This window comes from Nostoc sp. DedQUE08 (assembly GCF_034530895.1).
GTDB lineage: Bacteria > Cyanobacteriota > Cyanobacteriia > Cyanobacteriales > Nostocaceae > Nostoc.
This window is the reverse complement of sequence record NZ_JAVRCD010000010.1, coordinates 61451-76889: the sequence shown is the minus strand read 5'-3', so window position 1 is coordinate 76889 and position 15439 is coordinate 61451. Positions and strand designations below refer to the sequence as shown.

Here is a 15439-nt window from a genome sequence, read left to right as displayed (position 1 = left end):
GTTGGGGAATTATTTTCAAGATACTTTAAATAGATGAGGGTAACTCAATTAACTGTAATTACTATAAATGTTGACTTTTTAGTAGCTTGTTGGGAGAATACGTAAAAAATTAACCGTATGATTGACCATAGCGATCGCCTAGCTTCTGGTAAAGAAGGCAGATTTACAGGTGTTGGAGGACTTGAACTGTATTACCAAAGCTGGCATCCAGAGGGTAAAGTCCGGGCAATATTAGCTATTGTGCATGGACTTGGAGGGCACAGCGATCGCTACAGTAATGTAATTGAGCATTTGATACCCAAGCAATACGCTATCTACGCCTTAGACTTGCGCGGTCATGGACGCTCACCAGGTCAGCAAGGCTATATCAACGCTTGGAGTGAGTTTCGTGAAGACTTGGGAGCCTTTTTACAGTTAATTCAGACTCAAAATCCTGGATGTCCAGTTTTTCTCTTGGGTCACAGTTTAGGCGCGGTGATTGTCTTAGATTACATTCTGGGCTATCCCCAACAAGCATCATTATTGCAGGGTGCGATCGCTCTTGCGCCAACCTTGGGGAAAGTTGGAGTTTCACCGATTCGGGTACTTTTAGGAAAAATGCTTTCACGGGTGTGGCCGCGTTTTACACTGAATACAGGTATTGACATCAGTACTGCTTCACGAGATCCGCAGATTTTAGCTGCGATCACTCAGGATACACTGCGACATACCCTTGCTACTGCCCGTCTGGCTACAGAATTCTTTGCAACAGTTGATTGGATTAATGCTCACGCAGGTGATTGGCAATTACCATTGTTGATTCTCCACGGTGGCGCAGACCGAGTGGCTTTACCTGTGGGAAGCGACATCTTTTATCAACGGGTAAAGTATACAGATAAGCTGAGAATTGAGTATCCAGAAGCCTATCACGAAATTCAGCGTGACCTCAATTATCGAGAGGTAATGGCTGATTTGGAAGATTGGTTAGAGCAACATCTACCATCTGAGGTGGTGCAGTTAGGACGGGGAAACGCTGAGTTAGAGTTTCCTAGTTCTTAGTATTCTGACTACAATCTTCTTTCTATCAACCGTCGAGTTAAATCTTCGATTGCATCTATACTCAGTTGATATCCATTAAAAATCGTAAACAAAGGGCTAACAGCCTGATTAACGTACTGTGCTAACGCCGAGCGAGGTGTTTCAAGCGGTAGATTAACGAACGCCAAAACTTCATCTTGATGTGCTGAACCTTGTGAATAAATAAAACGCTCTTGATTTACCCAAGAACTAAGTCTACGTCCCCGCAAGCCAGTCCATTTAAATGCAAAAGCTAATTGCGTTTTTTCTGGCTCACAACCCATTGCCTTTGCAAACTCAATACCAACTGCTATAGCTTCAGCCGTTCTAATTACAGGTAGAGCAAAATCAAGAACTGTCATAGGTGGGGGTGCGTAATTCTTGACTGACATATCATCTTCTAATGCTCGCCTCAGATAAAATTTACCTTTTGGATCGAACCGCATGAAGTCAATGTCCTTGCTCCAACCTGAATCCAGACTAACAATAAGCGCTTCCCAAGCTCCGTTATAAACATAAGGTTGGTCTTTGTCAACGAAACCTCGACTATCTAGCCACACAGGCCAACCAGTATATTTAGGATTATTAAAACTCAAGAGATTAAAGAATTGCTCATTTGCAGAGTGTAGAGGTACTTCTCCAATAATTATTAATGCTACCTGCGAAGTACCATGCTCCGGTAAAGTAATACTACGTTCTTTAACTACGGTGTTAAATCTTTCTTCACTTTCTTGAAGATAACATCGCAGTATATCTTCAATTGATTCCTCTGGTTGTATTCCTTGTGCAATTGTGAAAGCCAATTCACGGAGCAGAGAAGGCGTGACACCACCAAGATGGCGGCGTAAAAAACGACCAATATCTGCTTCACGATTTTCAAAGCATAAATTCATGATGCGTTCCCAGTCATTACAGCGAGGTTCTGAACTGCTAACAGTATTATTTGTATTCAGACTTCGCACATAAACACTATGAGCTTTAATTAGATCCTTACCTTGTTCATCCTTTAAGCCAGCCTTTGCTGCTACAGGTGTTATAAATCCAGAAGGAATCTCTAATGCTGGATACTCTTGACCATCTTTTTTAAGATAGTGAATTGTTACTTCAAAAGGTTGACTGCAAAATTTACTGGCAATAGACTGAATAACATCAGAATGAAAACTTTCTCTTGGATTTTGATGCGCTCCTTGAATATCAGGAAAACCATCATTGTTGAAACCAATCAAAAATATACCTCCATCATTATTTCTGAGGGCAATGCAAGCCTTGGCTATCTTCGCCATACCCTCTTTAGATTGAGGATCGATCCATCTTTTAATCTCTACAGATAAACTTTCAGATGGATTCAAAACTAAATTATTAAAGAAATCTTGATTATAGATACTTCCCATTTTTAGCTTTAATTTACTATTAAGCAAGGTACGTTAGCACCAAATTAACGCACTTTTATCTATTTAAGTATATTTGTACTATAGAATTTGTTACAAAAGTGCGATCTATAAAACGCACCAGGATATTAGTATCTATGAGGTATACCACTGCTAAGGATGATCCTCGTAAATGCTCTCACGAGTCACAGCATAATCTGACAGCATTGCTAAATTTGACCCAACACATAGCGTAAATTCGTCAGCTAACTTATCTGCAACGACTTCAAACTTTTCATCGTTCAGTTGAGCCTGTGTCTGAAGCTTTGCCATCAACTGAGCGCGTTTTCCTTCTTGAATTTTGCGCTGTTGGTCTTGAAAGATTAGCTCTTGAAGATATTCATTAGCTGAACTATAACCGCCTTTAGCTACTTGTTCTTCGACAAAGACTTTCATCGACTCAGGTAAGGAAATCTGAATGTTAGTCATAGCTTGAGATATCTGGTGGGCGATTTTATCTACTACGTTAGCATTGCGATCGCACCTTCAAATGCAGAGTCAATTATGTACATTATCCGAAAAATATATTGCTGAGGACTGAGAGTTTTTTTCAACCAAAATAGGTTCTCCCTTTACTCCTCCACGGGTAAGAGTACAAATCTTATAAAGGTTTTCACACTCAAAGATTGCCAAAACTAGCTCTTTCCCACTTTGGTAAGAGGATGGTAAAGCTTTCCCTACCTCGCATTCCATATCAATTTCGCGATCGCGCCACTGTAACTTCCAAATACGCTTTTCGGTTATTGGTGCTTGAAGAGACTGAGCAAGAGCACTATACACCTGCTCTGCTTTGATATCATCTTTGGCTGCTGGCACAAAAAACTTCATAGGCTGAGGTTACAAATAACGTAGGTTTCATTAGCATCAGCGTAACGCAGTTACCAAGGCAATCTGCTCCCATCCCATGAGAAAAAGTGTCCACTATCGCCGTCTTGAAGCTGTTCGATGACAGCCAATAATTGGGTAACAGTACGTTCTACTGAAAATAATTTTTCCGCAGGGACATTTCTTTGGAAAGGACGAGAAAGGCGGGTATCAGTTGTACCAGGATGTAATGTTACTATTAATGCTTTCGGACAACTTCTTTTATACTCAATTGCCGCAGTTCGCATCAACATATTGAGTGCTGCTTTAGAAGCCCGATAGCCATACCATCCACCAAGTTGATTATCGCCAATACTGCCCAATTTAGCAGAAATAGTGGCGAACACGCTGCGTTCTCCGTGACGAAACAGAGGCAATAAATGTTTAGCCAGTAAGACAGCACCAATACTATTTATCTGAAAGTAGCGCAGCAAATTTTCTGAATTGATCTGTTTTAAGCTTTTTTCAGGTTGCAAAGTATCTTCATGTAACAGTCCTACACAGTTGACTACCAAATGCAGTTTATCAACTTGAGTATGTATTTTTTGAACAGCTTCAATAATTTGTAACTCGTCAGTAATATCCATCTCCAAACAAATTAATCGCTCAGGACATTCGTCTGCAAGAGCTATTAACTCTGAGGACAATTTCGGTTGACGAGAAGTTGCATAAATTTTAGCTATTGTGCGCTCGTGTAGCAATTTTTTCACAAAACCTAAACCAATACCTTGGCTGGCTCCCACAATCAAAGCATTGACAGGATTAATTTCATCGATAAAAGACATTAGAGCAAAGCACCACCACAACTAGAACCACACCCAGCAGTACAACCATAGCAATAAGCAGCAGTTTGTACCTCATTAATTAAGTCTAAATTGCCAGCTTCTAATAATTTGCCAACTGTTAAAGTTTCACCATTGCGAGTTTTTGCAGGCAAATTCATCATTTGGTTAAAGTCACAATCATATACATTGCCCAGATAGTCAATTGAAAGTTCATCGCGACACATTAAATGTTCAACTGTGCTGGGATTAAAATGCGACTCTAAAAACTGCAAATAGCTAGCGTACAGTTTTCTTCGTTCTAAATGCATTTTTGTTCTACCAACTGGTAGATTAGTAAAGGTAAAGAGGTTGTTAAACACAATATTAAAATGTTCTTGTAAGAACATTTTGTAATCTCGTTCTAGATTGCTCTGTTCGGGAGCTAAAGAAAATTTTTCATCGGTGGGTAACTGGGGATTAAAAACCAAGTCCAAAATTAAATTTTGGTCTTTACCATAGCCCATTTGGTTAAGCCACTGCAAAGCTTTGACTGAACTATCAAAAACACCAGTACCTCGCATTTTATCAACATTATCTGCTAGGTAACAGGGTAGAGAAGCCACAATTCTTACTTGGTGTTGGGCAAAGTATTCTGGTAAATCACCAAATCCATCTTCAAAATAAATCGCCAAATTAGACCGGACAATAACTTGTTTACCAGTTGCTTTTGCTGCTTCTACCAGTGGCTTAAATCCATAATTCATTTCAGGTGCGCCACCAGTCAAATCCACAATTTTAATCTCAGGAAATTTATGGATTAGTGAAATCAATTGTTCGCAAATTTCAGGAGAAAGTTCTTCTGTACGTTTTGGCCCGGCTTCTACATGACAGTGTGTACAAGCAAGATTACAACGCTTACCTAGATTAATTTGTAAAACAGTGATTCCTTTTTTTGTCAAAGGTGAACTGAGTTTATTTTTAAAGGCTGTGACTGCTGTATCTCGTATAATTTTTGCTTGAGTTTGCATTAGTTACTACTCCTAAAAAATTGCACAACAATTTTCAATTTTTCTAACCTTGCAATAATCTGTAGGTTATTGCACTAATAATTGCAGCAGTTGGTAAAGTTAAAATCCACGATAGGAAAATTTGATAAAAAACACGAGTATTAGATTTAGATTTTTTGTTAATTAATCCAACACCAAAAATAGAACCAACTGAAACGTGAGTGGTAGACACTGGAAGCCCAAACCAAGTAGCTGCAATGACCAGAATACCAGTTACTATATTTGCTGATAAGCCTTGAGTATGATTCATTGAAGTAATCTTTTCACTCATGGTTATTGCAACTTTTTGGGAGTTGAGTAAACCGCCAAGTGCCATTGCGATCGCTATCAAGATCGCTCCTCCCTGAATCGAGAAATACTCAATAATTAGGATAAGAGAAACAATCTTAGGAGTATCATTGAATCCTCTAGCAAAACTGACAATTCCAGCGCTTAAAAAATGACAAGCATCAATCATTTTTTGGTTGACTGGTAGATGCCATTTTGAATTAATATAGCCAGATAAGCTGTAAATTCCTGTGGACAAGGGAATAGCAACGATCGGACTGAGTAATAAAGGCAAAATAAAGGAAGTTCCTAAAGCTGCAAAATTAACTTGTAGTCCGATCGCAACTAATCCAGCGCCAACCAGCGCACCTGTTAAACTGTGAGTTGTGGAAATGGGAAACCCGATGAGGCTAGCAATGATTACAGTCAATCCAGTGGCGATCGCCACTGCAAGATGAAACTCTGGAGAATTAGCGATCGCATCAGGTAATAGTCCTTTTCCAGAGAAGTTTTTAATTAACGCTCCTGCCAAAAAAGTCGCAGTTATTGCACCAGCAAAAGTTGTGAAAGTTGCCCATAAAATTGCTGTTTGATAGCTGCTAGTTCGGCTACCAAACAGCGTCGCTACACCTTTAAAATTATCATTTGCTCCATTTGAATATGCTAAAAAAAGCGTAGCTAAAAACAGACTTATTAACAACATTTTGGAGTTTATAAAAAAGAAGTCAGAATTCAGAATCTAGAATTCAGAATGTAATTAGTGAAAATATTGAAATTGTGCATTCATCACCCAGTTGCACAGAACCATTCTGTTAGCGGATAACTAAGGTTTAGCCCATTCTGGCTCCTGACATCTGAATTCTTTCTTAAATAAATTAACAGCAGCCACCACCGCTATAGTGCCAGGTTGAATTGGTAACAATTATTTCTGTTGGGTTACTAACAGCAAGGTTAGCAGCCGTTTTATCACACACCGCAGCCGGAATACCTAGCTGAAGTATATGACCTGCCAAATCGTCAAAGAAAAGTTCAGAACCAGCATAAATTGCTGTTTTCCCAGTGAAAATGCAAGCACCATCTTCTGGAATGACAACTTTAAATGAGACTGAATCCAGACTTTCTAAAAGTAGGTTTTCTTCTAAATTATAAGTCTGGGAATCTAGTAGGCGATAAGGCCGACGGGCACGAATTTCAACTTGACCAAAACCAGCATTTATAATTTTTTCAGTATACTCTTGATATGTGAGTGCGCCTGATAAACACATGGCTCTCAGCCGCTCATCTTTTTGAAGATGTGCTGGAATGGGACGAGTCGCAATTGGATCGCTCATCTGCAAGCGTCCACCTGGTTTTAACACCCGATATGCTTCTTTTAAAGCACGAGTTAAATCTTCTGGTTCAAAGATATTGAAAAGACAATTTTGTGCCACGATATCGACGCTAGCATCAGCAACAGGTAAGTTAAAAGCATCACCTTCGCGGATTTCGACAAAGCTGGTGTTGAACCAGGGGTTTTCTCGAGCAGCAATTTCCAAATTACGTGCAGCTGCTTCCCGCATAGCCCCAACCGGTTCAACGGCAATTACAGCACTTGCATAACGGGAAAAATAAGCGAATTGCAACGCTTCTAAACCGCCACCAACACCGACGTACAGCACAGTAGGTTGGTTTCCTAGTTCAGTGGGGTGAACAGTGGTGCCACAACCATAATTCATTTCCTGCATTGGCAAAGAAATTTTCAATCCTGGTAGTTGCAGAGGCGTACTTTGTACACAACAAAGTCCAACTTGTGGGGTTTGGGCAACTTCGTCATAGAACTGTGCTGCTGTTTCTAGATAGGTCATGCCACTTTGAGTTTTGGATTTTGGATGATAGCTTTGTGCATCCTAATATAATTAACTCTAAGTTGGATGAGTTTTTGTAGAGATTGCCAAAAACGCCAAAGTTTGCTATGGTGAAGCCTTTTGCTTTTAGGCAATAGGCACTGAGGGAATAAGGAAGAATTATTGAAAAATCTTTCGCTTGTCTCTCTCCAATTCAATCATGCAATGTGTAGCCAACACCGATCGCAGTTTGAATGAGACATTTTTCATTATTGGCTTCAAGTTTCAGGCGCAAGTAGTTAATGTAAGGTTCAATGATGTTGGCATCGCCCATGAAGTCATAACCCCAGACTTCCTCTAAAATGCGATTGCAGTTAATTATCTGTCGCGGATGGGCCAATAAATATTCTAGTAAATCAAATTCCTTCGCAGTTAACTCAATTAACTGCCGATCTCGGTATACTTCCCGCGTGCGACGATTTAAACTTAGGTCTTCAAATTCTAAAACATCTGCGTACTCTACTTGCTTCTTCGTAGGCGAGCGCTGACTCTGGCTAATAATTCATCAACGCTGAAGGGTTTAACGAGGTAATCATCAGCACCAGCGTCTAAACCTGCAATGCGATCGCTTACTTCATCTTTGACGGTTAATAAAATTATCGGCACTTTCTGGGCGATATTCCGCAGGCGGCTGCAAATTTCCCACCCCGACAAACCAGGCAACATCCAGTCTAAAATTACTAAATCCAGATGCAACTCTCTGGCTGCGGTGAGTGCAGTTAATCCATCGTAGGCAATACTGACTTGATAGCCTTCATAATTCAATTCCAATTCGATAAATCGTGCCAGTTTGACCTCATCTTCAATCAGTAAGATGTGCGTCATGATGATCTTAATAATTTCAGCAGGATACGGGAAGCAACAATAGTGTTAGCTACTTAATAGCCAAACATCTAATTAGGTGTACGTTAGCTTAGTATAAACCTGAGTAAGTAACAACCGTAAATCTGCAATTACCGATCGCTGCTCGATCGAAGAACAATCCAACTGGCGATCAGCAATAAGCTGTGATATCTTCACCACATTCATCGGCGAGATAACAGAGTGCTCTAAAACGCAAACCAACCACTTCCTCGTATAGAGGATTTAATTTACACATAGGTGGAATATGAAATAGCTTCCGGCCAACCAGCATGATATCTCGCTCAAAGGGACATTGAGCAGGAATAGCTTTGCATAGAAAATGAGCCAATTTGGAGTTATGAATTTCTATCGTTTCCAACCACTCGCGGACTGGGTGCAGTAGATCGTTGTGTGAGTGAACTTGAATAAAGCTTGTCATAATTTTTTACCTTGATAATTTCAAACTAAATTGAGTTTTTTGTATTTGAACCTCTATAAATAAATACAGTTAGGTTTTGTAGTTTTATGCACTTAGGGACTTCCAAATAAAAAAATAATCAATCGCTTTGGGAAGACTCTTGTCCGGGGAGAGACAAGGTAGAGATATTGCTACCTTGTCTACCTTGTCCCCTTGTCCCCCTCGTCCCCTCGTCCCCTTGTCTGCCTTGTCCCCTCGTCCCCTTGTCCCCCCTGCTCCTATTGGATGCAAAAATTGAGTAATTGAATTTTTGGATGTCCCTTATTATTTTTTCTTTGGTTCTCTACAGAGGTAGAAAGATTAGTGTTAACTACACATTCAAGTACTACAGTTCGCGATAATTTGTTCTGACTTTTCACTTCATATTGAAAAACCCATCCAAAACTGAACCCCGTAACCTTTCTCTAGTAAAGAAGCTCCTTTTCAGGGCAAAAAGGCAGATAGGACAAGGCTTTTCAGCAAATTGCAACTATTTGACAAACATTTCGGCTCAATCCCTGAACGATGCAGAATTTTTCAGGTTACTGATAGTACTTTATGTTTCTATAGGACTCATATTTGATTTTTGAAAAAAACTCAGTACAGCTTTATTCCTTCTTCCCAGTCCCCATTACCCCTTATCCCCAGAGGGGGCCCCACCATCCCCAGTCCCCAGTCCCTACGATTAATTCAGAAATCAAATCAGATTGCTATATCTAGTCTACGTATTTATTAATCAATTTAATATCAAGCTAATATGAGTAAAGATTTTTACGTGCAATTACTGGTGTTTTATAGCATGTCAATGTAATTTATGCAAGCGAAAATTTGGGGAAAATAGCTACGGAAATATACTGAATTAGTTAACAAAAGTTATTATTTGCCTTCTCATGTCTCAGCAAATATACGGTCACAATCATTAATTAATATGGATATCCTTTATTAGAGCTAATTCGCTCTCAAAGTTAAGAAACTTGGTATTAGTTACTAAAACTATGACGAGTAGTTGGACAGCTAGTCACCCTTCTCTTTCAAAGACGGGAACGCGTGACGATTCTAACGGCGCTAACGCAGCGATCGCGGTTCGTCTCATTGGCACAGTCTCTGTCTCCGACACGCTGTTCGCGAACGTAAACAAAAGAAGATAGCCAGTAGAGAGCAACTGTTACCGTTCTACAGCACTGGCTCACCGTTTTTACCAATTTAGCCAGCAGCTATTTTTTCAACTAGGAAGGTAAAAAATGGAATGGGCTATTTACAAAAAGAATACAGGCAGTTTTGTAATAGCAGTCGCAATTATGACTGGTGTTGGCATCATCTCATACCTTAGTTTGCTTCAGTATAGAGAAAACGCTCAATGGGTAACACATACACGCGAGGTGCTTGAAAAGACAAAAGAAGTAATGTCACAGATTAAAGATGCAGAGACTGGACAACGAGGCTATCTTCTCACAGGCAAAGAACGGTATTTGGAACCCTACCGCAGTGCAACTGGCGAGATTGCTCAGAAACTTAAGACTCTGCGCCAATTGACTGTGGATAACCCGAATCAACAGCGGCGGCTCGATCGCCTTGAACCCCTGATAATCAAAAAACTGGTTTTGATTGAACAGACGATCGACGCGAGAAACAAAAATTTAGAGTCTGCGCTGCAAATAGTTCAAACAGATCGGGGTCAGCAAATTATGGAGGACATCCGAATGCTGACTACAGCTATGGAAAAAGAAGAGAATGAGTTGTTGAAACAGCGATCGATAAAAGCGAACGCCAGCGCTCATCAAACAACTTTGCTGACTATTTTTGGCAGCATTATCGCTTCTCTTATCGTCGGTTTCGCAGCCACAATCACCAATCAGGAACTCGTTAAACGCAAACGGATGGAAAATTCTCTGCAAAAGGCTCGCGATGAGTTAGAAATAGAGGTTAACAAACAGACTGCCGAACTGAGAAACACTAACGAAGAATTGCAAACTGAAATTAATGAGCGCAAAAAGGCGGAGTCAGAGATTCTGCGTCTGAACGTCCAGCTTGAGCAGCGAGTTGCAGAACGCACAGCACAACTCGAAGCCACTAACAAAGAGATGGAAGCATTTAGTTATTCTGTGTCTCACGACCTGCGCGCCCCTTTGCGGAGCATCGACGGCTTTAGTCAAGCACTTTTAGAAGATTATGCTGACAAGCTGGACGCATTAGGTCAAAACTACCTTCAGCGAGTGCGTGCAGCCACCCAGCGAATGGCCCAACTGATCGACGATTTACTGAATCTGTCACGATTAACGCGTAGTGAGATGCGTTACGAAAAGGTCGATCTGAGCGCATTGGTGGAGGCGATCGCTACAGAGTTGCACAAAACCCAACCAGAACGCCAAGTAGAGTTTATCATTACGCCGGGATTGGTTGCTAATGGTGATGCTCATCTGTTACGGATCGTGCTAGAAAACCTACTGGGTAATGCGTGGAAGTTTACAGGTAAACATCAAAAAGCCCGAATAGAATTTGGGCTTTTACAGCAAGATGACAGCCACGTGTATTTTGTCTGTGATGATGGCACAGGCTTCGATATGGCCTATGTTGAGAAACTCTTCGGTGCTTTTCAGCGCCTACACGCCATGACTGAGTTTGAAGGCACTGGCATCGGATTAGCTACTGTGCAGCGCATTGTTCACCGTCATGGTGGCCGTGTGTGGGCAGAAAGCGTAGTGGAGCAAGGCGCAACATTTTACTTCACCCTTTAACTAGAGGAATACAACATGATTTTACTTGTAGAAGACAATCCTGACGATGAAGCGCTCACCCTACGGGCACTCAAGAAAAACAATATTATGAACGAGGTAGTAGTAGCACGGGATGGGGTGGAAGCTCTAGATTATCTCTTTGGTAAAGGTGTATACGCCGATCGCGACATGAACGTTATGCCCCATATCATCCTCTTGGATTTGAAACTGCCTAAAATGGATGGTCTGGAAGTTTTACGACACCTGCGAACCGATGACAGGACAAAAATCCTTCCCGTCGTCATTCTCACCTCCTCCAAAGAGGAGCAAGACTTAATCAATGGTTACAGCTTGGGAGCCAACAGCTATGTTCGCAAACCAGTAGACTTTTCCCAATTCAGTGAAGCAGTGCGACAACTAGGATTGTACTGGTTTGTCTTAAACGAATCACCACCAAGAATATAGCTTCTCCCAATCCTCCAAAATCAGGTTATAGACGTAAGGCTGACTTTCTTAATTACGAATTACGAATTACGAATTACGAATTACGAATTACATGAGTGTACCACTGCGCGTATTACTTGTTGAGGATTCAGAAGACGACGCTTTGTTGCTGCTGCGCGAACTACAACGTGGTGGCTACGAAGTAACCTTTGAACGGATTGATACACCCACAGCCATGAAAGCTGCGATCAAAGAGCAAACATGGGATATCGTTATCTGCGATTATTCTATGCCCACCTTTAGCGCCCCTGCTGCATTGAAGCAGGTTAAGGAAAGTGGACTTGACCTGCCATTCATTATCGTCTCAGGAACTATTGGTGAAGATACCGCAGTCGCCGCCATGAAGGCTGGTGCCCATGACTACATCATCAAAGGCAATTTAGCGCGACTAACCCCTGCTGTTGCCCGCGAGTTGCGCGAAGCACTAGTGAGACGGGAGCGTAAACAAGCAGAGGAGCAGATTAAAGCATCGCTTCAAGAAAAAGAGGTGCTATTGAAAGAAATTCATCATCGAGTAAAAAATAACTTGCAGATTATTTCTAGTCTGCTCAACCTGCAAGCAGAGTATCTCAAGGACAATCAAGCTCTTGAGGTATTCAAAGATAGCCAGAACCGGATTGAATCAATGGCTCTGATCCACGAGAAACTATATCAATCTCAAGACTTGGCAAGGATTAATTTTGCCGACTATATCCAAGATTTAGTAACTAATTTATTTTATTCATACAACGTTAATTCCAGCGCTATTACCTTGAAAATGAATGTTGAGGAGGTTTTTCTAGCCATTGATGCAGCTATTCCTTGCGGCTTAATTATCAATGAACTTATTTCAAATTCCCTAAAATATGCATTTCCCCAAACAGAGGGGGGAGAAATTTCTATTGACTTTCGCTTTGATGGAGTAAACTTATATATACTTGCCATCAGTGATAATGGTGTCGGTTTTGCCCAAGATTTTGACTTTCACAATACAGAATCATTAGGTCTGCGATTAGTAAAAGGTCTAACACATCAGCTAAAAGGCAATATCGATTTTAGCAGCAATAACGGAGTAAAGTATAAAATTATATTTCCGACTAAAAATTTATAAATTTAAATTTTCAATAAAAACATGAACCCAGTAAATATATTAGTTGTTGAAGATGAATTCATCGTGGCAATGGATATACAAAATCGGCTCAGGAAATTTGGATACACTGTTATAGGGCTTGCTGATTCTGGAGAAGAAGCAATTAAGAAAGCAGCAGACGATTCTTTAGATTTAGTTTTAATGGATATTCACCTCAAAGGAAATATGGACGGTGTGGAGGCTGCTCAGATAATTCATAATATTTTTAATATTCCAGTCATATATCTGACTGCTAATGCAGATGAATCAACATTGAATCGAGCAAAGGTAACAGAGCCGTTTGGCTACATTCTCAAGCCTTTTAAAGAAAAAGAATTAAAATTCACGATTGAAATTACTCTTTCTAAACATCGGACGGAAAAAAAATTAAAACAGAATGAACAATGGCTGACTACTGTACTTAAAAGTATTGGAGATGCTGTGATTACTAGCGACGAATCTGGAACTGTGACTTTTATGAATCCAATTGCGGAGGTACTGACGGGTTGGAATTATTCAGATGCGTTTGGTAAAGAAGCAGCAGAAGTATTCAATATTGCTCCTAAAAAAACTCGTATAATAATTGAAAGTCCTGTAACGCAAGTCCTTCAGTCTGGCGTTACTATCGATCTACCAGAACAGAGGATACTTATCGCTAAAAACGGTACAGAAATACCAATTGATGATAGTGTTGCAGCGATTAAAGATGATAACGGTAATATCACGGGTGCAGTTTTGGTCTTTCAGGATATCACCGAGCGCAACCAAATTCTGGAAGCATTAGCACGTCGCCAGCAAGAATTCAAAGCACTAATTGAAAATGCACCCGATATTATTTCCAGATTTAACCCTCAATTGCGCTACGTTTACGTTAATCCAGTTATTGAAAACATTACAGGAATATCAGCCGAAACATTTATCGGCAAAACAAACGCAGAGTTAAATCTGCCGGAAGAATTTTGCTGGATATGCGATCGCAAGCTTCGGCAAGTTTTCCAAACCAAGCAAGAAACGGAGTTTGAATGCAGTTTAGCGATCGCCCAGCAAACAAGACATTACCATACCCGTCTTGTGCCTGAATTGGCTAGCGATGGTTCAGTATATTTTGTTTTAAGTATTTCTCGCAACATTACTGCTCTAAAACTGGCAGAGGCGCAATTAATTCATGATGCCTTTCACGATATACTAACCAAACTGCCAAACCGTGCCTTATTTATGGAACGGCTAGAACGGGCGCTCATGCTGACAAAACGACGTGCAGATTATAGATTCGCTGTTCTCTTTCTAGATTTAGATCGCTTCAAAGTTGTCAACGATAGTCTCGGTCATACAATTGGAGATCAACTACTAACTGCCCTTGCTCGTAGATTAGAAAATTGCCTGCGGGCTGGAGACACAGTTGCCCGTCTAGGGGGAGATGAGTTTACAATTTTGCTTGACGATCTCCAAAATGCCAATGACGTAACAAGCGTAGTGGAGCGGATACACGAAGTTCTGACATCTGCGTTCCAACTCAGTGGGTACGAGGTATTTACCACCGTCAGTATTGGCATCGCCCTGAGCAAGGGTACTTACAACCGACCGGAGGAACTCTTGCGCGATGCTGACATTGCAATGTATCGCGCTAAAGCATTGGGTAAGGCACGCCATGAAATATTTGACTCAACCATGTACACCCAAGTTACAAAGCTATTAGAGTTAGAGATGGATCTACGACGGGCAGTTGAACGCCAGGAGTTTCAGGTTTACTACCAGCCAATTATTTTATTAGAAACTTACAAAATTATTGGCTTCGAGGCTCTCGTTCGCTGGCAGCACCCGCAATACGGATTAATATCTCCAGACAGCTTTATTCCCTTGGCAGAAGAAACTGGGCTGATTATCCCTATTGGTTATTGGGTACTAGGCGAGGCTTGTCGGCAGATGCGTGCTTGGCAACTACAATTTCCTACTGACCCACCTTTAACAATCAGTGTAAATCTTTCCACTAAGCAGTTTTCACAACCTAGCCTAATTGAGCAAATTAACCAAATTATCCAAGAGACTGGTTTAGAAGTTGGCAGTTTAAAGCTGGAGATTACCGAAAGCGTACTTATGGAGAATATTCAATTAGCAACTTTTATGCTATTGCAGTTGCAAGAGATGAATATCCAATTACACTTAGATGATTTTGGCATCGGCTATTCATCCTTGAGTTATCTGCATCGCTTTCCCAGTAATGCCTTGAAGATCGATCGTTCCTTTATTGCTAAGATTGGTGCTAATGGAGAAAACTTAGAGATTATTCAAGCGATCGTCGCTCTAGCACAGAGTCTAAATATAGATGTCATAGCAGAGGGCGTAGAAACACTAGAGCAACTGGCACAACTTCAAGTGATGAAATGCAAATATGCACAGGGATATTTTTTCTCCCAACCCCTCGATCGCACGTTGGTAGAAACATTAATTTTATCTGGCATTGAACCTAGAAATTAGCCAGTCTTCA

The 15439-nt window shown here is 40.8% G+C and carries 13 protein-coding genes and 1 pseudogene; 5 read left to right on the top strand and 9 right to left on the bottom strand.

Features of this window, described 5'->3' with window-relative positions; genetic code table 11:
- Window positions 1-117 precede the first annotated feature (117 nt).
- Entirely contained in the window at window positions 118-1038 is a 921-nt protein-coding gene (locus RMY64_RS09305; protein ID WP_322699864.1) for an alpha/beta hydrolase, read from the top strand.
- 8 nt (window positions 1039-1046) lie between these two features.
- Here RMY64_RS09305 and RMY64_RS09300 read toward each other — a convergent pair whose 3' ends face one another.
- From RMY64_RS09300 to RMY64_RS09260, 9 genes and pseudogenes are all read right to left on the bottom strand, one after another.
- The gene (locus RMY64_RS09300) at window positions 1047-2447 is read right to left on the bottom strand and encodes an ATP-binding protein (protein WP_322699863.1); all 1401 of its coding nucleotides are present in this window, start codon (window positions 2445-2447) and stop codon (window positions 1047-1049) included.
- 150 nt (window positions 2448-2597) lie between these two features.
- Window positions 2598-2912 (bottom strand): hypothetical protein, encoded by a 315-nt coding sequence (locus RMY64_RS09295; protein ID WP_322691533.1) that lies wholly within the window; start codon window positions 2910-2912, stop codon window positions 2598-2600.
- A 69-nt stretch (window positions 2913-2981) separates the two neighbouring features.
- Complete coding sequence (locus RMY64_RS09290; RefSeq protein ID WP_322699862.1) at window positions 2982-3299, bottom strand: hypothetical protein; 318 nt, start codon at window positions 3297-3299, stop codon at window positions 2982-2984.
- A gap of 62 nt (window positions 3300-3361) precedes the next feature.
- On the bottom strand, window positions 3362-4132 hold the full coding sequence (locus RMY64_RS09285) for an SDR family NAD(P)-dependent oxidoreductase (RefSeq protein ID WP_322699861.1): 771 nt from the start codon (window positions 4130-4132) through the stop codon (window positions 3362-3364).
- A complete protein-coding gene (arsS, locus tag RMY64_RS09280; protein ID WP_322699860.1) occupies window positions 4132-5139 on the bottom strand; it encodes an arsenosugar biosynthesis radical SAM (seleno)protein ArsS in 1008 nt (335 codons plus the stop codon). The genes RMY64_RS09285 and arsS overlap by 1 nt, the downstream gene beginning before the upstream one ends.
- Window positions 5140-5182: 43 nt before the next feature.
- On the bottom strand, window positions 5183-6148 hold the full coding sequence (locus RMY64_RS09275) for an inorganic phosphate transporter (protein ID WP_322699859.1): 966 nt from the start codon (window positions 6146-6148) through the stop codon (window positions 5183-5185).
- A gap of 172 nt (window positions 6149-6320) precedes the next feature.
- A complete protein-coding gene (arsM, locus tag RMY64_RS09270; RefSeq protein WP_322691528.1) occupies window positions 6321-7289 on the bottom strand; it encodes an arsenosugar biosynthesis arsenite methyltransferase ArsM in 969 nt (322 codons plus the stop codon).
- A 193-nt stretch (window positions 7290-7482) separates the two neighbouring features.
- Window positions 7483-8153: pseudogene (locus RMY64_RS09265) on the bottom strand (response regulator transcription factor).
- Between the two features lie 169 nt (window positions 8154-8322).
- Complete coding sequence (locus RMY64_RS09260) at window positions 8323-8610, bottom strand: Mo-dependent nitrogenase C-terminal domain-containing protein (protein ID WP_322699858.1); 288 nt, start codon at window positions 8608-8610, stop codon at window positions 8323-8325.
- A 1259-nt stretch (window positions 8611-9869) separates the two neighbouring features.
- Here RMY64_RS09260 and RMY64_RS09255 point away from each other — a divergent pair.
- The 4 genes from RMY64_RS09255 (at window position 9870) to RMY64_RS09240 (ending at window position 15429) form a co-directional block, all read left to right on the top strand.
- Window positions 9870-11363 (top strand): sensor histidine kinase, encoded by a 1494-nt coding sequence (locus RMY64_RS09255; protein WP_322699857.1) that lies wholly within the window; start codon window positions 9870-9872, stop codon window positions 11361-11363.
- A gap of 15 nt (window positions 11364-11378) precedes the next feature.
- Window positions 11379-11807, top strand: coding sequence for a response regulator (locus tag RMY64_RS09250; protein ID WP_292861307.1), 429 nt, complete (start codon window positions 11379-11381; stop codon window positions 11805-11807).
- Window positions 11808-11898: 91 nt separating this feature from the next.
- Window positions 11899-12936 (top strand): sensor histidine kinase, encoded by a 1038-nt coding sequence (locus tag RMY64_RS09245; RefSeq protein ID WP_322691526.1) that lies wholly within the window; start codon window positions 11899-11901, stop codon window positions 12934-12936.
- Between the two features lie 21 nt (window positions 12937-12957).
- Window positions 12958-15429: an EAL domain-containing protein gene (locus tag RMY64_RS09240; RefSeq protein WP_322699856.1), complete on the top strand. Its 2472-nt coding sequence runs from the start codon at window positions 12958-12960 to the stop codon at window positions 15427-15429.
- The last annotated feature ends 10 nt before the right edge of the window (window positions 15430-15439 follow it).